This window comes from Microcoleus sp. S36a_B3 (assembly GCF_036700745.1).
GTDB lineage: Bacteria > Cyanobacteriota > Cyanobacteriia > Cyanobacteriales > Microcoleaceae > Microcoleus.
This window is the reverse complement of the sequence record NZ_JAUBPN010000009.1, coordinates 1-25,368: the sequence shown is the minus strand read 5'-3', so window position 1 is coordinate 25,368 and position 25,368 is coordinate 1. Positions and strand designations below refer to the sequence as shown.

Annotated in this window: 21 protein-coding genes, 1 tRNA gene and 2 pseudogenes; 14 read left to right on the top strand and 10 right to left on the bottom strand. The window is 46.2% G+C overall.

The annotated features are described in order from the left end of the window. Positions 1-3: 3 nt before the first annotated feature. Together QUA01_RS12305 and QUA01_RS12300 are read right to left on the bottom strand one after the other, a co-directional pair. Positions 4-1,905, bottom strand: a complete 1,902-nt coding sequence (locus QUA01_RS12305) for a hypothetical protein (RefSeq protein WP_333086839.1) — start codon at positions 1,903-1,905, stop codon at positions 4-6. Between the two features lie 54 nt (positions 1,906-1,959). Beyond that, the gene (locus QUA01_RS12300; protein WP_333086838.1) at positions 1,960-2,679 is read right to left on the bottom strand and encodes a hypothetical protein; all 720 of its coding nucleotides are present in this window, start codon (positions 2,677-2,679) and stop codon (positions 1,960-1,962) included. 577 nt (positions 2,680-3,256) lie between these two features. Between QUA01_RS12300 and QUA01_RS12295 the strand changes: the two genes are divergently transcribed. Beyond that, positions 3,257-3,736 (top strand): rhodanese-like domain-containing protein, encoded by a 480-nt coding sequence (locus QUA01_RS12295; RefSeq protein WP_333086837.1) that lies wholly within the window; start codon positions 3,257-3,259, stop codon positions 3,734-3,736. A 161-nt stretch (positions 3,737-3,897) separates the two neighbouring features. Here QUA01_RS12295 and QUA01_RS12290 read toward each other — a convergent pair whose 3' ends face one another. The 4 genes from QUA01_RS12290 to gpmI form a co-directional block, all read right to left on the bottom strand. Next, positions 3,898-4,365, bottom strand: coding sequence for a bis(5'-nucleosyl)-tetraphosphatase (locus QUA01_RS12290; RefSeq protein WP_333086835.1), 468 nt, complete (start codon positions 4,363-4,365; stop codon positions 3,898-3,900). Positions 4,366-4,474: 109 nt separating this feature from the next. Next, a complete protein-coding gene (locus tag QUA01_RS12285) occupies positions 4,475-5,206 on the bottom strand; it encodes a peptidase (RefSeq protein ID WP_333086834.1) in 732 nt (243 codons plus the stop codon). Between the two features lie 103 nt (positions 5,207-5,309). Further along, positions 5,310-5,549, bottom strand: a complete 240-nt coding sequence (secG, locus tag QUA01_RS12280; protein WP_194065723.1) for a preprotein translocase subunit SecG — start codon at positions 5,547-5,549, stop codon at positions 5,310-5,312. Between the two features lie 408 nt (positions 5,550-5,957). Further along, entirely contained in the window at positions 5,958-7,556 is a 1,599-nt protein-coding gene (gpmI, locus tag QUA01_RS12275) for a 2,3-bisphosphoglycerate-independent phosphoglycerate mutase (RefSeq protein WP_333086832.1), read from the bottom strand. A gap of 379 nt (positions 7,557-7,935) precedes the next feature. Between gpmI and QUA01_RS12270 the strand changes: the two genes are divergently transcribed. Beyond that, positions 7,936-8,223, top strand: a complete 288-nt coding sequence (locus QUA01_RS12270; protein ID WP_333086829.1) for a hypothetical protein — start codon at positions 7,936-7,938, stop codon at positions 8,221-8,223. Here QUA01_RS12270 and QUA01_RS12265 read toward each other — a convergent pair. Then, positions 8,189-8,905 (bottom strand): retropepsin-like aspartic protease family protein, encoded by a 717-nt coding sequence (locus QUA01_RS12265; protein WP_333086828.1) that lies wholly within the window; start codon positions 8,903-8,905, stop codon positions 8,189-8,191. The two genes, QUA01_RS12270 and QUA01_RS12265, sit on opposite strands and share 35 nt — an antisense overlap. 224 nt (positions 8,906-9,129) lie before the next feature. On the opposite strand from QUA01_RS12265, the gene QUA01_RS12260 reads away from it, so the two are divergent. The 3 genes from QUA01_RS12260 to QUA01_RS12250 are packed head-to-tail and all read left to right on the top strand — an operon-like array spanning position 9,130 to position 11,983. Then, positions 9,130-10,545, top strand: a complete 1,416-nt coding sequence (locus tag QUA01_RS12260; RefSeq protein WP_333086826.1) for a hypothetical protein — start codon at positions 9,130-9,132, stop codon at positions 10,543-10,545. Further along, a complete protein-coding gene (locus QUA01_RS12255) occupies positions 10,542-11,324 on the top strand; it encodes an MORN repeat-containing protein (RefSeq protein WP_442921581.1) in 783 nt (260 codons plus the stop codon). The genes QUA01_RS12260 and QUA01_RS12255 overlap by 4 nt, the downstream gene beginning before the upstream one ends. A 35-nt stretch (positions 11,325-11,359) precedes the next feature. Beyond that, positions 11,360-11,983, top strand: coding sequence for a DUF6391 domain-containing protein (locus QUA01_RS12250; protein WP_333086825.1), 624 nt, complete (start codon positions 11,360-11,362; stop codon positions 11,981-11,983). A 276-nt stretch (positions 11,984-12,259) separates the two neighbouring features. Here QUA01_RS12250 and QUA01_RS12245 read toward each other — a convergent pair whose 3' ends face one another. Continuing rightward, positions 12,260-13,009 (bottom strand): Uma2 family endonuclease, encoded by a 750-nt coding sequence (locus QUA01_RS12245; RefSeq protein ID WP_333086824.1) that lies wholly within the window; start codon positions 13,007-13,009, stop codon positions 12,260-12,262. A 194-nt stretch (positions 13,010-13,203) separates the two neighbouring features. Between QUA01_RS12245 and cax the strand changes: the two genes are divergently transcribed. Beyond that, the gene (cax, locus tag QUA01_RS12240; RefSeq protein WP_333086823.1) at positions 13,204-14,301 is read left to right on the top strand and encodes a calcium/proton exchanger; all 1,098 of its coding nucleotides are present in this window, start codon (positions 13,204-13,206) and stop codon (positions 14,299-14,301) included. Between the two features lie 43 nt (positions 14,302-14,344). Here the strand turns inward: cax and QUA01_RS12235 are convergent, their stop codons facing one another. Further along, positions 14,345-16,006 carry a DUF655 domain-containing protein gene (locus tag QUA01_RS12235; protein WP_333086821.1) on the bottom strand — a complete coding sequence of 554 codons (1,662 nt, stop codon included), beginning with the start codon at positions 16,004-16,006 and terminating at the stop codon, positions 14,345-14,347. Between the two features lie 191 nt (positions 16,007-16,197). Here QUA01_RS12235 and QUA01_RS12230 point away from each other — a divergent pair, with 191 nt between their 5' ends. From QUA01_RS12230 to QUA01_RS12195, 7 genes and pseudogenes are all read left to right on the top strand, one after another. Next, a complete protein-coding gene (locus QUA01_RS12230) occupies positions 16,198-16,599 on the top strand; it encodes a DUF7682 family zinc-binding protein (RefSeq protein WP_194069079.1) in 402 nt (133 codons plus the stop codon). Positions 16,600-16,744: 145 nt separating this feature from the next. Further along, positions 16,745-17,160: pseudogene (locus QUA01_RS27410) on the top strand (four helix bundle protein). A gap of 82 nt (positions 17,161-17,242) precedes the next feature. Beyond that, positions 17,243-18,433, top strand: a complete 1,191-nt coding sequence (locus QUA01_RS12215; protein WP_333086818.1) for a cysteine desulfurase family protein — start codon at positions 17,243-17,245, stop codon at positions 18,431-18,433. 459 nt (positions 18,434-18,892) lie between these two features. Continuing rightward, a tRNA-Cys gene (locus QUA01_RS12210) sits at positions 18,893-18,963 on the top strand. 800 nt (positions 18,964-19,763) lie between these two features. Continuing rightward, complete coding sequence (cpdA, locus tag QUA01_RS12205; protein WP_333086817.1) at positions 19,764-20,543, top strand: 3',5'-cyclic-AMP phosphodiesterase; 780 nt, start codon at positions 19,764-19,766, stop codon at positions 20,541-20,543. A 432-nt stretch (positions 20,544-20,975) separates the two neighbouring features. Then, entirely contained in the window at positions 20,976-22,454 is a 1,479-nt protein-coding gene (locus tag QUA01_RS12200) for an alpha-amylase (RefSeq protein WP_333086815.1), read from the top strand. Positions 22,455-22,628: 174 nt separating this feature from the next. Beyond that, a complete protein-coding gene (locus QUA01_RS12195; protein WP_333086813.1) occupies positions 22,629-23,405 on the top strand; it encodes an SDR family oxidoreductase in 777 nt (258 codons plus the stop codon). 91 nt (positions 23,406-23,496) lie between these two features. On the opposite strand, the gene cofG is transcribed toward QUA01_RS12195, so the two are convergent. Continuing rightward, positions 23,497-24,447, bottom strand: a complete 951-nt coding sequence (gene cofG / locus QUA01_RS12190) for a 7,8-didemethyl-8-hydroxy-5-deazariboflavin synthase subunit CofG (protein ID WP_333086810.1) — start codon at positions 24,445-24,447, stop codon at positions 23,497-23,499. Between the two features lie 358 nt (positions 24,448-24,805). Here cofG and QUA01_RS12185 point away from each other — a divergent pair. Continuing rightward, positions 24,806-25,368 (top strand): annotated as a pseudogene (locus QUA01_RS12185) (photosystem II q(b) protein); the annotation flags it as partial.

Genomic DNA, 25,368 nt, shown 5'->3' with positions numbered 1-25,368 from the left:
CACTTATTGACCTAATAATTTATCAAGTGCTTCGTCGAGGTTGTTAATTTCCGTTGTATCAGGTATGAAGGTACTTTCAACTATCTCATTTTCATCAACCAACCCATCAGGAATTTGACCTGACGGATCGCTAAGAATTTCACAAATTAGATAATTTTCAGTTGCGAGCTTTTTCTGAACAATAAACTGCTGTATTTGGTCTTCGGTTAGCTCGTAATCTGTGTGAGCCTTGTTGACCAAATAAATGGCTAATAGAGGCTTGATATCTTCACTTGCAAGCTTGACAAATTCTCCACCTAGTTCTTGAGAAAGAAGTTTGTCTAAACACTGTTTCCCTACAGTATTCGGTTTAACATCTTTAGAACGAACTAAACAACCGCGAGTCATATCAAACTTTTGATAATCAATTAATCGCTTTAATGCGGCACTTACAAATCTTGCCCCAGATTCTTGAACAACTGCTACTACTATCTTAACAGATTTTCCATTTTCTTTGCCTCGAATTCTAAAGTGGAGATAACCTCTGTCTGCTGCTTTAGTTTGTACCTTTTCAATCTCCTCAACTTGCACTTTTTCCACACTCTTGCCTTTTAGTGCCAGCAAGCCAAAATATAGAGCTTCCGCTAAAATACTGCTATCCTCAAAATATTTCTCGATTGTTTCCTCAAGTGCATTCAGTTCATTGTTAAAAGCAAGTTCAACTTGATGGAGTGGATCTGGTGCGGTTTGCGGTGGAGGATCACCAGGCACTTTCCAATTCTTAGCACACTCCTCTAAAACCTTTCTGACAATTAACTTTTCTTTTCCCAGTTCTCTCAGTTCACCTTCATCAAAAGGATAAACAGGATCAGGTGGAATTAAATCTTTACTGTCATAAAATTGTTCGAGCCATTGAGAAACTAGAGTCACTACATCATCAGCATTGAGATACTTTAAATCAAAAATCTTTTCACCCATTCTAGCTGTGACTGACTCTGCCTGCGGTAATGATCTAATGTTAAACCAAGTTTCATCAAACATAGCTGTCATTAAGACACCTCGTTTAATTTTACTGTACAAGTCTTTTACTAAGAGTGCGACGACCTGCGCCCTGTTGAAACCAGCTTCATTCCGATCTACACTCTCTAACTCATCAAAGCCAATTACTAGAGTTCTATAATCACCGATTAAGTCTAAAATTTGGCAAACAGTCTGCAATGCTTCGCCTTCTTTATCCTCTTCTGTAGAATTTGGCAAACCCATTGCATCAGCTTGTGCCTGTGCCAAGGCTCTTCCAGATAGCCAGTTGGTTGCAAAACTCACTTTATCTAAAGAAAGTGTCCACAGAATAGCCTGGATCAAATATGGATTTTCGATGTTTGGCTTAAGTCGAAGCACTTTGGCAGTTAAGGCATCAACTAATTTAGGCTTTTCAGCTAATTCCCCAGAAAATTGCTTGACTAGCTGCTGAGGTATGTAAGTTTCCCCTAATGCCTCATTGATCAAAGCAGTTGCTAATTCTTGCCACTGCATTACGCCTTCGTTACCCATCTGTTTCAGGCTTGAGGACAAAGTATTTAGAAAGTTAGCGTTGACTCGGTTTAAGTTTCCATAGTCTACGTCGCTCATATAAACAAAGAAAGAGCCACCTTCATCTAGAAGCCGGCCGCGAATCCGACTGATTAGGTGGCTTTTTCCTAGACCTTTTTCAGCTCTGATCGTGATGCCACTAACTGTGCGATACCCGGCACGAATTTGCTCAATTGCCTGAAAAATACCATCAGAGGCGTGAGCATTGATAGAGGGAACGTCAGGAAAACTTGGCTTCCAAATATCATTGCTCCTGACTATTAACGATCTGTCAAAAGGGTTTTGACTTGCAATAGCTTTACTGAGATATGCGATTGAGGAGTGAAAGTCATTCATCGTTTTGTGTGCGTGTGAAGATAAAGGAGCGAATGCACTACGAACTCAAGTTAATTAGGTTAAACGCTTGACATAGCAGCGCAAACCGTTCACTTTTGTGGTGATAGAATCTTCGATTTTGTCGGGGGCGCTGTCTTCTACACTGCCACCTATTAGCTGCAAAATATCTTGAGCCTGCATTTCCAACAGCCACTGATTGAACTCCGATCGCCCTACCCTTTCTCCGATCGCCCGACGCATCCGATAAATCGGCACTAAATCGTCTAAGTTATAATCCCGGTTCAAGCTGTCATACACATCCAGCGCCACAGCCTTAAAATCCTCATAGGATGCGATCGCCCCTGCATCCCCTTTCCCCGCCTCAACCCCAACACCCGCCGCACCATCCTGATGCCGAATCCACTTCAACAAAGCATTTCCCAGCCGAGTACCAATTTGAGAACCATCAAACTCAAACAGAGAATCAGCACTTTTCAAGCCATCCGCCAAAACTTCTTTCCCCTTGGCGCTCAACTCCACCAGCGTCACCCGATTTACCAGCGAATACTCGATCGCCCCAGTCGCCTGCAACTCGCCGAGCACTTCCACATATCTCTGACTCGTCTCATTAGTCCGCACAATCCGCTTAGTCAACTCCCCCTTTTTCACCTTCATCTTCCCGCCGCTCAAATCCCACAAATTCAGCAGTACCCGAACTTTCGCCTTCGCATCCCACACCGCTTGCTCTTCGGGTGTCAAAGTTTTAGACACTGCAATTTCACTGTTTTCAGACATATCCATACCTTTAAATACCTATTGTTAGTATCAAATCTTACCAGAAATTTTGCAGAAAAACCTCTCAATTTTTCAGCAAAATAGCGCACCATACCGCCCACAGCATCCAGCAATTTTCATTTTAAAATAATTAGGATTGACCAAAGTGTCATCATTTGATACAATGCTCAACCGAACGAGCGATCGCACTTCAAAACATCCGCTGCAAACAATACCAATTTTCAAAATTCATACCAGAGAATTCCCAGGCTGCAGATACCGCAATAAATCCCCACAGTCGATCGACTTTTCGAGTACATCCGCACCTCAACAACAAAGTAAAAAAAAACAAAATTTCTTTTTTGGCATTGTTTTAAACAACTGGTATAAAATCGCACTTTTCAATCAAAACAATCCGCAGCCGGGGCATGAACAGGTTAACAAACTCAACAAATAGAGCGTTCCCAACAGCAGTCAACCACCAGCAATTCAACTCAACTGCGACTTTAGTTAAATACCCGATTATGCCTTTAGAAAGACGCATTCAACTTACACATCTCGTTACATTGCTATCAAAGCATTCAATACAAATGTAGCCATGAAAACTATTCCCGACCAAATTTCCGACATCAAAGAAAAACTTCCCGACATTACTCCCACCCCTCCCGCTTTAAGATCCCAAGTATCCAGCCATGACCTCAAAGCCCGTTTAGATTGGGGCGAACCAGGACTTACAATCATCGACGTGCGCGATTTTGAAAGCTTCAACAAAAGTCGCATTACCGGCGCAGTACCGATGCCAATGGACGAATTAGTAGAGCGCGCAAAATCTAGTTTAGAAACCGTTCGCGACATCTACATCTACGGCGAAAGCGACGCACAAACAGCAGAAGCCGCCAATCTTCTCCGCGCAGCAGGCTTTAGAAAAGTAGCCGAACTAAAAGGCGGAATTCCAGCTTGGAAAGCCATCGACGGCCCCATCGACGGCGCAGTCGAACACGGCAATCCAGGCCCCGATGCCTACAACGTTTTCGCTCGCCTAGAACATCACGCCAAAATCCAGAAAACCCACAAATAATCTCACATAATACCTAGATACCCGACTTCTTCAAGAAGTCGGGTATCTAACAGAACAATTTGTTTGCAGTCAGGACTTCAGTCCTTAGCGAATTAAAGTTTTAATAGAGAACTAAAGTCCTGACTGTAAACTTAATTATGATTAGATAAGCGGATTTGATATTAACTATTTTTTTTATCGTCCAAAAATGCTTTAACTTCCCTCAAAATCTGCCGATTCCCATCAAAAGTAATCAGCTTAACTGCATCCTCAAAGGAACTCCAGGCCGAATTTTGAACTTCCTCCACTTGCAACTGAACTTCCATTGAATTTACAAAAGCCAAAAAGTAAGTAACAGTCTTTTCAATTGATTCTCCTTCCTTCGCAGAGGAATAATGTTGCACAGAACTAGGCTTCCCTTCCTTAACAAAGGAATAACGTTCCACAAAACTAGGCTCCTCAAGCACTTCACAATCGCGGATGCCAGTTTCCTCCTCAAACTCCCGCTTCGCCGTTTCTAGCGCTGATTCCCCCAGATTTGCGTGACCTTTAGGAAAAGCCCAATGTCCGGCTTGATGTTGAATCAACAAAAACAAACTATCAGTTTCTGTCGCAAAAACTGGCACAATGCCAAAAGCTTCATCTTTCATATTTCTTCTCTTTGCTATTAATAACTAATCGGAATCTTCTCTTAGTCCACGCAGGTAGACTTCGTTTGTGTAGACGCGATTTCCAATCGCCGGGAATTTGTGGTTTAAACTACAATTCCCACCCCAACCGAGTTGGCTGCTGATAAACCCGCTTCAAAGTATTAACATCCCTCGCAGAAATAGGGGGAGGATTGCGTACCTGAGAAAAATAAAGCACATCAGTCTCCATCGAACTGTGGCCCCAAATTCCCAAGGCGTGGCCTAACTCGTGCCGCGCCGTCGCCGCAACATACTTACCCACTTGATTGGGATTCAAATAAACCGAAAACCGATGAGATAAAACAGTTTTATCGTCATCTCGACGGGCGTACAATTTATAGGTAGATTCCCCAGAGCGCGATCGCAAAACCCCTTGACGCAAAGGCGGAGCCCGACGTAAAATTCTAATATCAGCCACCTCCGAACTATTCACCACTTCCAAAGGCAAATAAACCCCCCATTCCCGCACAACATCCAACACAGCCGCCATCCATTCTTCAGACTTATTAGCATCAGCGGGACGCTCAACATAAACCTGAATCGGGAACTTCGACCACAGCAAATGACCAACATTCGGTGGCTTAACCCGATCGAAATAATCACCGCTATTTGTTGAATCCTGCCAATTTTCCAGCATTGGCGGCAAAGGGTGAACCTGTGGAGGCGGCCAACTATTCTCCAGAAGAGAAACACTAGCAGCAGGAGTATTAACCTGACTAAAAAATATCAGGATAAAACAACATAAAGCCAATCCCAAACCAGCCAGCAATCGATTTTTGATCCTAACTTTCCACAACCGCATTGTTCCGCCCGCAAGTCAACACAAATAAACGCAGATTAATGCAAACTATCTCAAATTTATATCTGCGTCAATCTGCGTTTATTTGCGGTTAAAAATCCTCATCTTACGACGCAGGAGTCAACCAACCAGCACTCAAAATTACAGTCAAACCCATAAAAACAATACACAAACCCCAAGTAATGCGATTCAGAGTCGTTTCCGCACTCTTAGCGCTAGTAAACAATTGAGCTTGTCCGCCAATCCCTCCAATACCATCGCCTTTAGGGCTGTGCAGCAACACCAAAACCACAAGTCCTAGAGCCGACAAAGACCAGATCATTTGTAACAGAGAAACAATATTCATAATCGGGGGGTAATTGGTAATTAGTAATCAGTAATTTATTATGATATCAAATTCGGTCGATCGCGCACAACCTCGGTTAGACACGGCACTGCCTTTCATCGTGCCAATTTAACCCTGAAAACCTTGAGAAATCTCGCTTTTACCCGAAGCCCGATCTCCCCTTAGCTTGCCCCCTACTCCCCCTTAATAAGGGGGGGACAGGATTCTTCTCAAAGTCCCCCGACCTGAGGATTTAGGGGGATCTCCGAGGATTTTGGTTCTACACAGAGATGTGTGTACACCGTAGCTTAAGAAGGGGGGGGACAGGATTCTTCTCAAAGTCCCCCGACTATCCGGGGGATTTAGGGGGATCGGGCTTCGGGTAAAAGCGAGACTTATCAAGGGTTTTCAGCCTTAACCTGACACTTGCTACAGTCGCACCCGCACCGGAGTGCGATTGGCGCGAACTTCAAAATCAGCCGGTTCAATCATAGAACGTCCCGTCATTTCCGGCGGCTGAGGCAACCTCAACAGATCCAGAATAGTCGGCGCAATATCAGCCAAACAACCGTCCTCCCTCAGAGGAACATCAGTGCCGTGAGCCGGAATTTGCACACCTTCGCCTTCTACCAGAATAAACGGCACCGGGTTAGTAGTGTGAGCCGTCCAAGGATTGCCATTCTCATCGAACATCAACTCAGCATTGCCGTGGTCAGCAATAATAATTGCCGTACCCCCAGCCTTATTAATGCCAGTCAACAGCCGCCCCAAACATTTATCCACAGTTTCGATCGCAATTATCGTCGCATCCATCATCCCCGTATGACCAACCATATCCGGGTTAGCATAGTTAAGCACCACAAACGAATAAATCCGCTTAGCCAAAGCAGCCAGCGCCACATCAGTCACCAGGGCCGCCGACATCTCCGGTGCCGTATCGTAAGTCGCCACCATCGGGCTCTGCACCAACTCGCGGTCTTCCCCCGGAAAAGGGTCTTCCAGACCCCCATTAAAAAAATAAGTTACGTGAGCGTACTTTTCAGTTTCCGCCGTCCGCAACTGCCGCAAACCGTGTCGAGAAATCACCTCGCCCAGAATATTGTCCAAATTCTGCGGTTCAAAAGCCACCAACACCGACAACTTCGGGTCGTACTGAGTAAAAGTTGCAAAACTGAGCGGCTCAATTAAATGCCGTTCAAACCCCTTAAAATCCGGCGCTACAAAGGCCTGAGTCAATTCTCTAGCCCTGTCCGGGCGAAAATTGAAAAAAATCATCCCATCGCCGGATGCCACCGCGCCCGGAGCAATCCGAGTCGGAAGTGCAAACTCGTCGGTGACTCCTTCAGCATAGGATGCTTGCAACACATCAACTGCCGATCGACCATCAGGCGCGCCCTCAATCGTCATCACCTCATAGGCACGCTGCACCCGATCCCAGCGTTTGTCCCTGTCCATCGCGTAATAGCGGCCGCTGATGGTAGCAATCCGACCAATTCCCACCTGTTCGATATAACCTTGAATCTTGCGGAGAGCTGCCACGCCCTCTTTTGGAGTAGTATCGCGGCCGTCAGTAATGGCGTGAATGCAAACTTCAGAAATTCCCTGGGCCTTTGCTAGCTTTAGTAAACCCAAAATGTGACTCAGGTGCGAGTGAACCCCGCCCTCGGAACAAAGACCAGTCAGGTGCAATTTGCCGCCCCGACTGCGGACTTCGGAGCAGAGTTGAAGTAGGGCGCGGTTGTCTAGCAAAGAATTATCTTCGACAGCATCCGAGATCCGCACCAACTCTTGAGGAACCACGCGGCCCGCGCCCAGATTCAAGTGACCGACTTCGGAGTTGCCCATTTGCCCGTCAGGAAGCCCTACTGCGCGGCCCGATGTTCTAATCAGAGTTCTGGGATAAGCGGCCCAGAGACTGTCCATTACGGGCGTGTTCGCGGAGGCGATCGCATTTCCGTCTTTTTGTTCGCGATAACCCCAGCCATCTAGAATAATCAGCACTACAGGAGATACAGACGTTTGTGCCATGCGAATACCTTATTTACAATAACTAATTTCTCGATCGTCATGAGTTCCGAGTTTGGGGAACATCTTCCGCAAATCAGTTTACATACTTTCTACGCTTTGGCCCAACAAAGCCAACCTAAATTCCCTCAGATGCAGCATTTTGGGAACTGATTTCGACCTGATTGGCGAATTGTCTAATTGATTGCCTTGCCTTCAACAATTTTGAATCCAAAGTCTGAGACTGTTACGGATCTCACCAACAGCCGCCGTCCTTTTGCGGCCGGATTTTCAGAAATAGTTCAACGGTCTACGGCTCTGCAAACAGTCAATAAAGTACCACACTTGGCGGCGTTTGACTACTACCTCAAGAAATAAATAGAGCTTTTATAGGGTTCTAGCGATGAGGTACTATCGGGCATCGGCCAAACAGGGCAAACAGGCCAAACAGGGCATCGGGAATTGGGCAATCCTCACCACGCGATCGAACCGCTATATCAACAAAATGAGAAGCCCGTCTATTTTAGATTTTAGATTGATGGATTGGGGAATTGATCGATCGATACCTCAATCTAATTGCTATAAAACAGCTTTGAGGGGGCTGCGAATAATTTTACAGGAGTCGATCGACTATCGGTTTCCGCATCGGCTCGCTCTCAGCGGACATAAAATTCTACAACATCTTTTTTAATTTTCACATCGTAATTGCCAAAGAAATCGTGACCGAGTAGACCAATTGGCATTTGTTTGGCGATCGCCACTTCGACATTTTGGATCGCAGCACCTCCAACCCGAATCGATCGCACTAAGCCGATCGGAAACTCGACAACGCTACCGTCAGCGATCCCCGCCCTCACGGTGCGTACCGGCCTCACTCCCAGTACAGCAGCCATCCGCTGAGTAATCAAGGTGCCGCTCGCCCCCGTATCGACAATCATCTCAAAAGTCTTGTCACCGTTAAATACCACGTCAATCACCGGCGTTCCACCAGCGCGGCGCTTGATTTTAGCTTGAAATACCTTTGAATTGCCAGATGGAGAGGCCGGCGGTTGGACGCGATTTGACGGGCCTCGGCGAAACTGAGTGTACACATTGCCAGTTGTGGCGATCGAGCTTGCTGTGAAACCAATGCGATCGATCTGCTGGAAACTCCGATCCGACACCAATGCGATCGCATTGGTTTCACGCTGCGGGAGCGCCCGATATTCTAGGTTTTTCATCAATAAACCCGGTTTCTCAAGTTTTGTTGAAAATGCCGCCCGATGTGAAGGAGAATGTAGTTCGCCACCTCCTACTAAGCCAACTGTGGCCAAAACAGCAGCAGAAACAATGCCCGATCGCCAAATCCCCTTGGAAAAAACTTTTGCCACCATAAAATGCCTTTAGTAATTTCAGTATGTCGAAAGAAGACCGCCATTGATATCCTAACCCGCTCCCGAAAACCTAGCGCCCGCTGCAACATCAGATCGTCGGGAAAACTTGGCAATTTAAAAGCGATCGCATACCATCAAACACAGGTAAACTTAAAACCGCAAATGGCAGCAACTTCGCTAGTCATTTGGATCACTTAAAAGTCAGGCGTTTAGGGCGATCGGCAATGCGTAAACTTTTATATTTTGCAACTATAGGAATGTTGGCTTTCTGGACTGCAGGATGCGGCGGCGACGGCGGTGGCAACACTCCCAGTCCAACTCCCACTCCCGGTGCAGCATCTCCGTCACCGGCCACCAACGCTCCCGGAACTCCCGGCGCCTCCGCCAGTCCCAGTCCTGGAGCTCAGACATTTCCTTCTCCCGTAGTCGCGGCCCAGCCCCCCGGCTTGATCCGATCTACAAACCCCGACGAACGGGCCAGACAAGCTCAAGCAGACATCAAAGGCAAAAAGACAGCATCTGGAGCTATTGTAAACGGGACGGGAATTCCACAGACCACAATCCCCGGCTTAGGAAACGACCCCTTCTCAGTCCTTCCCCCTCAACCGCTCAAAATAGACGGTGGCGTGGGCGGCAACGAACTTCCAACCCTGCCAGCCAGACAAGTGCCAAGTCTGCCCAAGCTGCCAGACGAGAGAAATCCGCCTCAGTGGACACCAGCACAGCGCAATAGCACACCGGGCGGCGGTGAAATTGCCCAACTTCCCCAATCTCAAACCCCCGTACAGGTGTCGAGTGTTCCCAACCTGCCGTTAACCTCCTTACCCCAATGGAGACCGCCAATTTCAGCGCGTCCCCAAGCAGCCCCCGCACGCCCCGGAGCCAGACCGGGACGCCCTGGAGCCAGACCGGCAGGCTCCCCAGGCATAGCAGGAGATCCGGCATCTATACCCGGACTGCCATCTATACCGGGCTTCCCAACAGGTAGCACCGGACGGCAGCCAGCGGGCCCCGGACGCCCCGGAACTAGACCGGCAGGCTCCCCAGACATAGCAGGAGTTCCCGCCTCATCTATACCCGGACTGCCATCTATACCGGGCTTCCCAACAGGCACTACCGGACGACCGGGAACCTCACCTGGACGACCGGGAGCCTCACCGGGACGACCGGGAACCTCACCTGGACGACCGGGAACATCACCGGGACGATCGCCAGCGATCGCGGCTCGCCCGCCCAGCCCTCCCACAATTCCTAACATCGCTACCAGAGAACTGCCCGGTCTGCCCCAGTTGCCAGGATTAACGCCGCCGCCCTCTTGGCAAGACCCAAACCCACCACCGCCCCCACCGACTCCAGCACCCCCACCGCCTCCGCCTTCGACAGACAATGCCAGAGGAGTTGAAGTTAGTGGCGTAGTCAGAGTTGGTAATGACATACTGGTAATTGTGAAAGCACCTAACGAGCCAACCAGTCGATATATCAAAGTAGGACAGCGGATTGCCAGCGGGCAGGTGCTGATCAAACGAGTTGATTTCAAATCTGGAATCGAGCCTGTTGTGGTTTTAGAAGAAAACGGTGTAGAGGTGTCCAAAATTGTGGGAGAAAAATCTCCCCAAGTTGCCCAGAACTCTGTGAAATGAAAAATTTACCTCAATCCTTGGAACGAAAATTGAGAACATTGATGCTTCGCTCAATTCAAAAACTTGGAATCCTGATGTTGGTTAGTTCGGGGGTAGGATACCTCTCGTTTGTAGCCAGCACTCAGCCCTCATTGGCGGAGCCAGCATCAGACCAAACCCGCCCTCCCGTTTGCGAAGGCTCTCCCCCGAACGGTCAAGTCAAGTGCAACTACTCGAATGGTGATAATTATCAAGGAAATTTCGTCAGCGGCAGACCCCAGGGACAAGGAATATACGTCTACTCGAATGGCGATCGCTATGAAGGACAGTTTCGTAACGGCGTGCCCAACGGTCAAGGCGTGTTTCTGTTCGCCAGCGATGCCCGCATGGTGGGAGAGTTCCGCAACGGTCTAATCGTTAGGGGAGAAGCTATTTTTGCCAATGGCGATCGCTACCGGGGAACATTTCAAATTGTCGAACAAATTGGCGGGGGGACTGCTAGCAGTCAGCCACACGGCCAAGGGCAATTTATCTTTGCTAACGGCGATCGCTACGCCGGACAGTTTTTCGCAGGAAACCCGTTTGGTCGGGGAGTCTTCACCCGCACTGACGGCACCCGCTGCGACGGTCAGTTTTTTAACGAACAGCTAGACGGCAAAGGTAGTTGCAGTTTCCCAAACGGCATTCGCTACCAAGGCGAACTGCGTAAGGGACTCCCTCACGGTAGAGGAGTAATTACAGATGCTAAAGGCAGACGGTTTTCAGGAGAGTTTCGCGCAGGCAAGCGCGTTCAACCCTAAAATTGAATCTCTGATATTAGTGGAGCTGTTTTGAAATGACGACAAATACTGCTTCTGCTTCCGATCGCGCTAACGAGTTTCCTTTCGACTTTGCCCCGCAGCCGACTCAAGATGCTGACTTGTTGCGGCAACTCGATTTCGTGCCCGGTTTGAAGCAAATCTTGACTGTGCGTCAGGTTCATGCTTTAGAACACGCTACCGTTTGGGTACTCAGTCAATCTGGCCCTGCAGCGACAGCAAAAGCCGACAATCAGTTATTGGGCGGGATGTCCACAGACGAAGGATTTTATCTTTACGGTCACGTTGACATCGCACAGTTGCGCCGCGCAGTGGACGAAGCTTTGCACCGAATTGCTGGCGGAGAGTGGGATTTAGCCGTACATCCCCGCTGTGGCACAAATTTGTCCGTGGCAATGCTACTGACTGCTGGACTTGCTGTCAGCATCAATTTAGCCCTGCCGAAAGGGCCCATCCTGCAACTTTTAGGTTTGGGTGCTGCAGCTGCGGCTGCGGCTCAGTTAGCTCCTGACGCGGGTTCTCTGGCTCAGCGCTACGTGACAACTGCTATTCCGTTTAATTTGAGTGTAGTTGATATTTCTGTAAGTCAGGACTTCTGGGGACGCGAAGCTCATTTTGTGCGAGTGCATTGGGTAGAATAGCTGCACAGTATTAAGCCCGATCGATCGCAGTCACGGACACAAAAAAGTGTCAACAATCACGGACTGTGCAACCGGAATATATCTAACTCATCTGCGTTAATCTGTGTTAATCTGCCTGTATCTGCGGTCAAAAAAAATAATTTCTTCACCCCAGATGACAAACGATTGACGCGGATTCACGCAGATGAATAGAATAGATATCTGAATAATTCTGTCCAGCGCGGATTTGATATAACTAATAACAATTAACTCATGATTTAGGGGTCATCGAAGCTCCTAAATGCGATCGGGATCTACTCCTAATTCTCGCAACTTCGCCGCCAATCTTTCAGCCCGTTGGCGCTCAACCGCAGCTTGCTGCTCAAGTTCCTGGAACCGAGCTTGTTCTGCTTTAATCAACCCTTCAACCAAAGGCGGAGACAGTATTTCATTCACTGATAATGTCAGATTGGGAAATACTACAGATACCATTTGTTGCTCCGCCCTAAAATCAGTCTGGGTATAGATGTCTTCCCCTTCAGGAAAGGCTAAGACTCGCACCAATTCTTTGTTAGGTGTAGGGTCAACAATGATATATTCGGGCACGTTAGCTAGTTCGTACTCAGCTCGTTTAATCACGTAATCGGCGCGCCGATTTTGACTCACTACCTCTATCACTAACAGGGGCTTTTCCTCAAAACCGAGGATACCAGAACCTGGTCTAGCAGCAGCTTGTTCCAAAAGACTTTGAGTGCAAACAACTACATCAGGAATCCGAGAAGTATCTTCTTCTGTTCTTACTCCTAAACCTGTTTTTGCTACTAAATCAAGATTGTGTTCAGCTAGGTAACGCTGCAATTTGTAAACTAAATATTCGCAAATTTTGATATGTAAAACTGTTGCGGTTGGCATCTGAATTAATTTGCCTTTGTACAGTTCATATTGTAGATCGGAATCAGTTTGATAAAATCGGTATTCTTCAAAGGTAAAGGTGGGTGAAGTATCAATTTGCTTTGATTCAACAACTGGCACTACAGATTGAGACATATCTTTTCACCGATGTCGATATAATTCTATTATATTCAATCTGCCTCGATCTGCGTGCATTTACGGTTAAAAATTCCCAATTATCGATCGCACTCGCCACCAGAATTGTCAGAGAATAGTTGAATAGTGTAAAATCAATTTTGCGATCGCCCCGATAACTCGATTTCACGCTTCAGTACACCATCCGAGTTCTTATGTCAATCAAAAAAATTCTTTCCATAGCCCTGTTAGTTTTCATCCCCATTTCCATCGCCGCTGAGTATTTACACTGGGGTTCCCTCACAGTTTTCATCACATCCGCTTTAGGTATTATACCTTTGGCGATTTGGTTGAGCACAGCAACAGAAGAAGTGGCGATCGTCACAGGGCCATCCATAGGCGGCTTATTAAATGCAGTTTTCGGCAATGCTACGGAATTAATTATTGCCATAGTTGCCCTCAAAGCAGGCTTGATTGACATTGTAAAAGCCAGCATCACCGGCACAATTATCAGCAACTTGCTATTAGTTATGGGATTGTCCATGCTGCTAGGAGGACTCAAGTACAAAGAACAAGAATTTAAGCCAGTCATCGCGCGGGTGAACGGTTCCACAATGACTCTAGCGGTGATTGCAATTCTGCTGCCGGCGATGGTGATTTACACCTCAAACGGAGTGGAACCAGCAGCCATTCAGAATCTTTCGTTAATAACGGCGATCGTCCTAATTGCAGTTTACGGTCTAACTCTGCTATTTTCCTTAAAAACTCACAGCTATCTTTACGATGTTGGGTTAGTCGAACTAGAGTCAGAAAATCCTCAAAATACCGATGAAACTACAGCGCACAAACCGAATTTGTGGCTGTGGGTAGGGGTGTTAGTTGCCTCAACTGTTGCCGTTGCTTTTGAATCAGAAATTTTCGTGGGCGTTGTCGAAGAAACTACCAAAGGATTGGGATTAACACCGCTGTTTACAGGAGTTATCCTGTTGCCGATTGTGGGCGGCGCGGCCGAATATGTAACTGCGGTGGGAGTTGCGATGAAAAACAATATGGATTTGTCAGTTTCTGTCGCGATGGGTTCGAGTTTGCTAGTGGCTTTGCTGGTGGCGCCGATATTGGTGATTATTGGATTAGTGATTCATCAGCCGATGGATTTAAACTTTAGTCCGTTTGAAGTAGTCGCAGTTGCGATCGCGGTGACAATAGCTAATCTAATCAGTCTCGACGGGCGCTCTAATTGGCTGGAAGGAGTGCTGCTTTTAGCAACGTATATTGTGTTAGCATCGGCATTTTACTTTCACCCCATTACTTGAATCAATCATTGTCGGTAGATCTTGAAGATGCGACTAAATCGTTTTAAAATGTGACTAAATCGCGCCATTTGTCTGCAGTCTTTCTTCCGACTCCTTGCAACCTTTCGACATCCTCCCAAGACTGAAAAGGCTGCCTTTCTCGCGCTGCAATAATTTTTTCCGCTAACTTCGGGCCTACTCCCGGTAAGGTTTCTAATTCTTGCTTAGTGGCTGCATTCAAATTAACTAATTTTTTCCCTGCAATTTGAGGTTTAGCATTCGCAGATTTTGAGGCTGCTTGTAGTGAATCGCATTCTTGTTTCTTAGCGTCGATTTTCTTTTTGATGCGGTGGGGAATTCCCAAGATTGCACCTTTGTAAAGCCGATCGAACTCCCGCTCAAAATGGGCCGCAACTGTCAGACTCTCGATCGCCAGCAACGTCTCATCATTCCCGTGATTTGCAGCCTCACTCCAGTTGTGAGAACCTGTAAGTACCGTATTTCCGTCGATAACGCCGAACTTGTGGTGCAGGCGATCGCCCATTGGTAACAGCGGCACCCCCACCGTAGTCAGCGGCTTTCTCCACGGGCGATTGTCAGCTTCCCAGCGGCAATCTTGCATCAAAGTCGCCCCCATCATGTCTAAACCTTCGCTGTAAGGGCGATAAATGAAATTTGAGTCAATCAAACCTCGCACCGCAACACCCCGCCTAGCGGTAATTTCCAGAGTATTTGACAACCGTTGAGCCGAAAATACAAACAGTGCCAAATCCACTGACTTTTTCGCACTGCCCAAGTTTTTGTTAATCAAACTGTTGACGCTATTTTCCCAAGGCAAAGTCGTAGTTGTCGGCGAGAATTGTACCGCAACAGTGGCATTCCCTACTATTACTTTTTGGACAGAGCGAAACGGTTTTTTGATGCCAAATTTGCTGTCCGGTTTACCTCCCGGCCCGTCGCCCCACATGATGTTAAATTCTTGAGTAAATATTTTTGCTAATTCAGGGCTGGCAATTTTTAATAAATTGTTGGCATTGCCGCGACTTGCTGCTGTTTTGAAATCGCCGTGGATATCGCTGGTTGTAAAATTAGCAGAAGTTACGATTACTGTTTTGTTATCAATGACTACAAATTTGTGGTGCATCAAACCGCTGCCTTTACTGCCGTCAGCAGTATCGTCAATGACAGGAATTCCCGCATTTTTGACAATTACTAAAGCATCGTTTTGTTTGATTTCTTCGGGGCTTAATTTGCCGTCTTTATTGGTATCGGCAAGTTGGACGAATTCGTTGTAACGATCGCGATCTCGTTCGGGTAATTTCGCTAATTCTAGGGTTGTATAATCGCTCCAAGGGCGTGTATACAGATGTTCGACTATTAATCTGACTTTAATGCCCGATCGCGCGCGATCGGCCATTTGTCGCGCAACACCGGGCAATCGAAACTCTTGAACCGCTACATCTACCGTCGATCCAGCACTAGCTACTGCCTCGGCGACCAACTTTTCTAAATCATCCCCAGGTCTAGTTTGCGCGCGATAAGGCTCTGTATAATTAGAAGTGAGGGACTGATTGAAGTATACTTGCAACAAGGCGTCTTGAGGCAGCGGAGGCAGACTCGGAGGCAAATTCTGCACCTCTTGCTTTGGTTGTCCGCAACCCGCCAGAGCGATCGCCAGCAGTCCAGCACAACACAAACCGAGCAAATTATCATAAAATACAGTCACAAAATTTAAAATTTTATTGAGGTTATAGGCTTACCCACAATTCAAACATATTCGATAAAGTCAACTTAGAACCTATAAATTTTATGAAAGGGAATAGATTTTACGTCTTGTAGAACTGCCTCGATGCCGGAAGCATCACTGGTAGGGTAGCAGCATTCAGGGGCGTGGGTCAAACCCGATACTGCTGCTTTATGGCTAAAAGAAAAACAATTTTTGATTGCGGTCACAAAGGATATGGTAAAGCGTGCCATCGCTGCACGCAAGAGTTGGCAGCGCAGCAGCAATATGTTGAAATGCTGGCAGAAAAACAAACCAAAAAACAAGAGAGGGAAGCATCATTTGCTAAAGATGCGATCGATCTCAGAGGTCTACCCGACCATGTAGTTACTAAAGCTCGCGCAATTATAGCAGCTTTGGGGGAAAATAAGAATTACAGAGATTTCGGCGGCAAACGCCTGCGTCACAACCGATGGATTGTGAGCATTCCTGTAACACGCAACTACAGAATGCTTTGTGAAGATTGCGGGACTTTCTTAATCCCCCAAAAAGTTTTGTCCCACGAAGACTACAACGTCTGCAAACCAGGAAGTTAGTTAGTTGTTAGTTGTTGTTATTGGTTATTGGTTATTGGTTATTGGTTAATTCTTATTGGTTGGTTGTTAGTTGTTATTAGTTAGTTATTAGTTATGCTTTTTTTTGGTAGATGTTATAATTGTTCAATGTTCAACTTGTAAATATATGGCTAGGTTTCAAGAGTTGCAGGTTTATCAATTAGCAGAGCAAATTTCTCATAAAGTTTGGCTGATTGTTCAATCCTGGGATTTATTTGCTAAAAATACAGTGGGGCAACAATTGGTTAGGTCAGTCGATAGTATTGGTGCTAATATTGCCGAGGGGAATGGGCGGTATAACTACAATGATAATCAACGTTTTATCAAAATAGCCAGGGGTCACTGCATGAAACAAGGCACTGGTTAAGATTAGCTTGGGCCCGACACCTGTTAACCACCGAGCAAATAGAGCGCATAAAACCTTTAATAGACGAACTATCTCCCAAACTCAACGCTTACCTAAACTCAATTCAAAGCAAAGCAAATACTCAAGCGTTGAAAATCAAAAAAATACCCAAAAGCAAACTACCCACAGACTGTTGACAAATAACAAGTAACAAATAACAAGTAACAACTAACAACCAACAACCAACAACTAACAACCAACAACTAACTCCTTAAAACCATGCAAATTTACCTTGACTATAGCGCCACAACCCCGACACGCCCAGAAGCAATTGAAGCCATGCAAAAAGCTCTCACTCAGCAGTGGGGAAATCCTTCCAGCTTGCACGAATGGGGACAAAGAGCGGCCACTACTTTAGAATTAGCTAGAATGCAGGTTGCTAGCTTAATTAACGCACTACCAGAATCGATAATTTTTACCAGCGGGGGAACTGAAGCGGACAATTTGGCAATTATGGGAATTGCCCGTCTTTATACAAAGCCGCAGCATATCATTATTTCCAGCGTAGAACATTCCGCAGTCGCAGAACCGGCGCGACAACTCGAACAGTGGGGATGGGAAGTAACGCGATTACCGGTGGATAAATTGGGGCGAATTTACCCCTTGGATTTGCAAGAAGCATTGCGATCGAATACAGTGTTAATTTCGATTGTTTACGGGCAAAGTGAAGTTGGCACGCTGCAACCAATTGAAGCATTATCACAAATTGCCCGATCGCGCAATATCATATTTCATACCGATGCAGTTCAAGTAGCCGGGAAACTGCCAATAGACGTGCAGAAATTCCCCGTAGACTTGCTTTCGCTTTCGAGTCACAAACTTTACGGGCCGCAAGGTGCAGGCGCGCTTTACGTGCGTCCGGGACTGGAATTAGCGCCAATGTTGGGGGGGGGCGGACAAGAGTTGAAACTGCGTTCAGGGACGCAAGCGCTGCCCGCAATCGTGGGTTTTGGAGTGGCGGCGGAGTTGGCTTTGCAGGAAATAGATACAGAAACAGCGAGATTGATTGAATTGCGCGATCGCCTTTTTGAGAAATTAGCCCACATACCCAGTTTAGTACCAACGGGCGATCGATATAACCGACTGCCGCACCACACCAGTTTTTGCATTGTCTCCCCCCAATGTAGCCCTTACCAAGGAATAGATACAGGGCGACTCACAGGAAAAACTCTCGTGAGACAGCTAAACTTAGCAGGAATTGGCATAAGTTCCGGTTCCGCTTGCAACAGCGGTAAACTAACAGCAAGCCCAGTTTTGTTAGCAATGGGATATAGCGAAAATGATGCTGTTTGTGGAATTCGCTTGACACTGGGACACCAAACAACCGAAGCTGATATTGATTGGACAGTAATTGCGATCGGGCAAATATTAGATAGATTAATGCCCAAAGTAGCATTGTGCAGGCATTAGAAACAATCTCAGAAACTGGGTTTTTTCCAATATCTTCGCCACTAATCAAATATCTTCGCAAAAACCCGGTTTCTCGCTACGACGCACAATCTCAGAAACTGGGTTTTTTCCAATATCTTCGCATCAAATCGAAATCCCAGAAATCATTTTCGGCTCCCCTCTCGTATTTTTGCCCGTATCATACCCTGATTCAGCAACGCCACAGAGCCAATCTCCGAAGGCTGGTGCTACGAAGCAGAAACCCGATCAGTGATGATTGGGAATCGCCACTCCTTCAGGACGAGGTGGATGTCAAGGCTGCTGTTGCGGGCGAAGCGGAGGCGATAGATCTATTTCTACTGTAGCCTGGGATGGGGTTGTGGGGGCGATCCAACTTTGGGCGATGGAAATTTTTTAGAAATATGTTGAAATAATCAGGATTTGGTGTATTATCGTATAACGTCAATTTTCAGACGTAACGGCGGCATAGCCAAGTGGTAAGGCAGAGGTCTGCAAAACCTCCACCCCCAGTTCAAATCTGGGTGCCGCCTTTATTTTTATGGGTTTTTGAAGGGTTAAAACAACCGATTTCCAAGGTTTCCGGGATTGTAACAAAGTGTGTATCGCGTTTAATGGTACATAATTGACTGTAAAAAGTAATGCGGATTTAATGCTGTGCAAATTTCAGCAAAATTGAATCAAGCTAACGGTTGGTTAAAGGCGATCAAGATTGGTATCACCATTTTACAGCGAGGCGATCGCCTATATCTTCAAGCCGTGCTGCCCCCGCGACCAGGCTCCAGCAACTCATCTCCTTGTCAGGAGCAGATTGCGTTGAGAATTCGGGGTAGTAATAAATATGTAGTGATTAGATATTTATTGGCTCAAATGATATAAAAGTTCATAATCGCTCTGTTTGGATTGATAGCTGACACCAAATTCTCCCTCTAAATAAGTAGCTAGCTCATCGAAATCCCAATATTTTTTATTCTTTAGCCATCCGATTACTTCAGTTCTTTGTAGAGATGTTAAATATCCTTTTGACCCTTTATGCCCTAGTTTGATCCCTGCGATGCCTTTGGTTTTAAATTATTTTTTCCAACAAGACTCATATATTTTGTTCACTTCAAGCTTTTGTTAGATTAGAGTTTATGCGCTCTGAAAAAACAATTAGTAACTGGTATAAAGTCCAAATGAATCTATTCACTTCAGTTATACGTGAGCATATTTTGGCAAACCGATTCAGTGATGGCATTGTCTAAAATATATAGATGATATTTTTGGTCAATGCGTAAGTCCGATTTTTGTAAAGCCGTTCTAAAAGGACGGGGTTTATACCCATTTTTTTTTGATGACAACAGTTTCTCCTATCCGAGTCGCCCAAATCACCGACACTCACTTGTTTGCAGAGCTCGATCGACAATGGAAAGGGATTTCAACAGCCCGCACCCTCGAAACAGTTCTCGATCGCCTGCAACAGATAAAGCCGCCGCCAGACTTACTTTTGCTGACAGGAGATTTATCCCAAGACGAAACAGCCGAATCTTACGAACTCCTGGCCTCCTTGATTTCCCCCCTCAACATCCCCGCTTACTGGATACCTGGGAATCACGACAACATCCCAGTTATGCAGCAAATATTAGATAAGCCGCCCATTTCGCCAGAAAAATCATTTCACTTGGGAAACTGGCAGTTTCTGCTGCTTTCGAGTGTCGAAGCCGGATGCGACGGCGGGCGGCTTTCCCCGGAGAGTTTGGATTGGCTGGACTCTCAACTGCAACAAACGGGCGATCGATTTGTTACGATTGCTTTACACCATCATCCGCTGGCGATCGACTCTGAAATAATGGATGGAATGATGCTGCACAATGCCGATGAATTTTTGGCAATTGTCGATCGATACCCTCAAATCAAAATAGTCCTTTGCGGCCATATTCACCAAGAATTTCACCAACAGCGAGGCGGAGTTTCCTACTTGGGCACACCGAGTACCTGCATCCAACTGTTACCCAAAACCTCTCCGATTGTCCTCGACACCATCGGGCCCGGATTTAGATTGCTCGAATTGGCGATCGGCGGTACTTGGGATACTAAGATTGAGCGAGTAGCCGGAGAACCTGCAAAATCTTGATATTTGACAGTTTAGAGGTCGTTGTGCGATCGACCCCATCGAAGAATCATCTTATTTCCAGTAAAATAACCGTTACCAAGTTCGATCGTTCGGACTTGTGTGCGCCTCAAAACTCAGAACACAGAAGTCCTCACTACCAACGATGGATCCTCACTGCAAACCGATTTAATAGTCTGCGTTCAAGCTGACATCATATCTAGCAGGTTTGCGATCGTACAATCACAAGTCCTAGAACATATTTTTTGCGCTGTTACATATGCTAAAAAATATTTCTATACAACATACAAAATTGTCAATCTGTCAAAAGATATATTTTATTATTCATTCATATATTTTATCATTTGTATTGACCCTAGATTGCAGAAATAGCGAGAGCGATCGGCAACTAACAACAATAGATCGGGCAACTTTTAAAAACAGGAAAAACTTAATATGTCTGAAGTCAATGGCGTCATGATGCAGTATTTCCACTGGTACAGCCCCGACGACGGCAGCCTGTGGAATCAGCTAGCGAAATCTGCAAAAGATTTAGCGAAAATCGGCGTTACATCTCTGTGGTTGCCACCCGCCTATAAAGGAACCGGCGGCGGTATGGATGTAGGTTACGGTGTCTACGACTTATTCGATTTAGGCGAGTTCGACCAAAAAGGGTCAGTACGGACGAAATACGGGACAAAAGATGAGTATTTGGCCGCGATAAAAGCTGCCCAAGATGCAGGAATTCGGATTTATGCCGATGTTGTCTTCAACCACAAATTAGGTGCCGACGCAGAAGAAGAAGCCGAAGCCACACCCTTCAATCCCGACAACCGCAATGCCACAGTAGGCGAATATCAAAACATCAAAGCTTGGACGCATTTTACTTTTCCCGGTCGCGATAAAAAATATTCCAGCATGGAGTGGCATTGGTGGCATTTTGACGCCATTGATTACAACGTTTACAACACAGAAACCCATGCTGTTTACCTGCTAAAAGGTAAAGAATTTGATCAAGGAGTAGACTTAGAAAAAGGTAATTATGACTACCTGATGGGTTGCGATTTAGATATGGACAACCCAGAAGTCAGCGGGGAATTAAAATACTGGGGTGAGTGGTATGTCGATACAACAAACGTTGACGGCTTTCGCTTCGATGCCGTCAAACACGTTAAAGCAGAATTTTTCCAAGAATGGTTGGAACACGTCCGCCACTATGCCCAACGCGACCTATTTGCCGTCGGCGAATATTGGTCTTACGAAGTGGAAGCTTTGCACTACTTCCTAGAAGCAACCAACGGTAAAGTAGCCTTATTTGACGCACCCCTCCACTACAACTTCCACGCTGCTAGCAAAGCCGGTAATAGCTACGATTTGCGAACAATTTTTGATAACACTCTCGTCCAACAGCAACCCGCCCTCGCCGTTACCTTGGTTGACAACCACGATTCTCAACCATTACAATCCCTAGAATCTGTTGTCGAGGCTTGGTTTAAACCTCTTGCCTACGCTTTAATCCTGCTGCGAAGCGAAGGATATCCGTGTATTTTTTACCCGGATTATTACGGCGCTAACTATAAGGATACAGCAAACGATGGTAACGAATACGAGATTTGGTTAGACAAACATCAGTTTATTCTCGATCAATTCTTGTTAGCGCGTCAAACTTATTCCTACGGCAATCAGTACGATTACTTCGACCACGCCAATACCATTGGCTGGACGCGACTCGGAGATGAAGAACATCCGGGCGGCATGGCTGTGGTACTCAGCAACGGAGGCGATGGCACTAAGTTTATGGAAGTCGGACAGCCGAATCGAACTTATATTGACATCACCGAACACATCCAAGAAGCGATCACAACTAATGACGAGGGTTGGGCTGATTTTAGGTGTAACGCCGGTTCAGTTTCTGTCTGGGTCCCGCAGCCGTAAGGACTGTGTTAAAAGTAAAAAGTAAAAAGCAAGATATCTTTTTACTTTTTGCTTTCATATTTTTGATAACTAACATCTATCTATAGTTAGGACTAAAGCTCTCTCTCTAGTCCTATTTTTAGGCTATGCGATCGCGTATAATATTTAATATTATTTTATCTTACATAAAAACTTATGAAACTTTCACAAAAAGTTGCAGTTATTACCGGCGGTGGGTCGGGAATTGGTCGTTCAGCAGCAATTTTAATGGCTAAGGAAGGAGCAAAAGTTGCTATTATCGATCACATTTTAGAAACGGGGCAAGAAACCGTCCGCCAGTTGGTCAATGAAGGAGGTTGCGGGCTGGCTATTGCCGCAGATGTGGGAGATTCTCAGCAAATGAAAAAAGCGTTTCAAACAATTTTTGATGAATATCAAAGAATTGATATTTTGTTTGCAAATGCGGGTATTAACGGTGTATGGTCGCCGATAGAGGAGATAGAACCCGATGAGTGGGATCGGACAATTAACACCAACCTCAGAGGAACCTTTTTGGCTGTTAAGTATGCTGTTCCTCATCTGAAAAAACAAGGAGGTTCAATTGTAATTACATCATCGATTAATGGCACCAGAAGTTTCAGGAAAGTTGGTGCCACGGCCTACGCTTGTTCAAAAGCTGCCCAGGTAGCCTTTGCAAAAATGCTGGCGCTAGAACTCGCAGCCTGCCAAATCAGAGTCAATGTGATATGTCCGGGCGGGGTGCTAACTGCAATTGAAGAAAGCACCGTTAAGCGCCATCTCGATCGCATTCCAGTCGCGCCTGATTCCATTGAAGACATGATTCCTTTGACGGATAATACGGCAGGTTCTAGCGAAGAAGTCGCCGAATTAGTGTTATTTCTGGTATCACATTCCTCCAGCTTCATTACAGGTACTGAAGTCTGGATTGATGGCGGCGGTTCTTTGATTTAAAATCTGAATAGTTTATTTTTATCACTCGGCGGTTTCAACCGCTTCTACAAAAACGAAGTCGCAGCCGAGGGGCACTAAGTAATAAGAATTTCTAATGACTAACTCTCCTTTGTTTAACAGCAGTTTGCAATGTCTGGGGCAGCCACTTATCGTACTGAGGATAAACAGGCAAACGCTTTACGAGTTGCCATCCCGATGTTGCTAAAATTTCTGTTAAAGTTTGGTGTTGCAAGTGAGGATAATCGGGATTAACTTCATCCCGCGGCCCAATCCCTCCTAAATCTCTAGCACCTGCTTCTAAACAAGCCAGCAAGATGTCTGGTTGTGCAACTAAATTGGGCGGAATTTGTAGGGCAATTTCATCAGGTAAAATGCTGCGGGCGATCGCAATTACTTGCGGCATTTTTGTAGCATCAAAAACTTCACCGTCCCAACTTTGCTGATTTCCGGGGCTGTGGGGCTGGAGGATAACTTCTTGAATGTGATGGTAACGCGAATGAATCCGGGCGATCGCCTCCAGCGTCTCAATCCAATCGGCCTCACTTTCCCCAATTCCCAACAGCAAACCAGTGGTAAACGGAATCTTTAATTCCCCAGCCCATTCTAACTGTTGCAGTCGCAGCGCCGGCACTTTACTCGGTGCGTGTCGGTGAACAGTTTGTAACAAATCTGGGGCAAGCTGTTCTAGCATCAGCCCCATTGAAACATTCACCTGTTTTAACTGCGCCATCTCCTCAAAGCTGAGCGGCCCCACATTAGTATGCGGCAAAAACCCCAGAGCAAGCGCCAGTTCGCACAAATCGTAAATCCGCTGCAACCAAGCTTTTCGCCGTTGACTCTCGGGATGTACTTCGCCGCTGAGGATCAGAATTTCAATTACACCTTGAGGAAGCAGCAACTCAAGCTGTGTTTCGGCTTCTGGGAGTGTCAGCCAAGGACTTTGCAGCGGTTGGGCCCGAAAATTGCAATAGGTGCAGCGGTTGAAACACTCGTAGGTGGGAACCAGAGTATAAGCGGGGCTGTAGGTGACGGTGCGGGACATTCCTTGGGATTTTGAGCGATCGGACTCGATCGACAGCTATATATATAAGTGCGAGTTTTGCGGTTGGCGATCGCAATACTTCATCTATCTTAACACTCACGCCAGTCCCGAATCACCTTGCCAGCTAGATTATGAAGATTATTTTTTTCGTGCGATCACCTGTAAACTCCGAACTCTGCTTTATAGAATCCCCACACAGCAAGCATTAGAAAACAAAATAAGATTTACTTATATTAAACATAAGAAAAACTGTAGTTAAAAACCCTTTACAAACTGAAATAAAAGGTTTATGTTATATACATGGCGGAACAAAAAGCCGTCACGAACATTGAAAATCAAATAACGCAATCATAAAAACATGACAGCCACATTACAGCAGCGCGAAAGCGCTAACCTGTGGGATCAGTTTTGCAACTGGGTCACCAGCACCGACAACCGCATCTATGTAGGTTGGTTCGGCGTCCTGATGATTCCTACCTTGCTAACTGCCACAATCTGCTACATCACTGCCTTCATCGCAGCCCCTCCCGTAGACATCGACGGCATCCGCGAACCAGTAGCAGGTTCCTTGATGTTCGGTAACAACATCATCACAGGTGCAGTTGTTCCTTCGTCTAACGCGATCGGCTTGCACTTCTACCCAATCTGGGAAGCAGCTTCTCTTGATGAGTGGTTGTACAACGGCGGCCCCTACCAATTGGTAGTATTTCACTTCCTGATCGGCATTTTCTGCTACATGGGACGTGAATGGGAACTGTCCTACCGCTTAGGTATGCGTCCTTGGATCTGCGTAGCTTACTCTGCACCAGTTGCAGCAGCCACCGCAGTATTCTTGATCTACCCGATCGGACAAGGCTCCTTCTCAGACGGTATGCCCTTGGGTATCTCCGGTACATTCAACTTCATGCTAGTGTTCCAAGC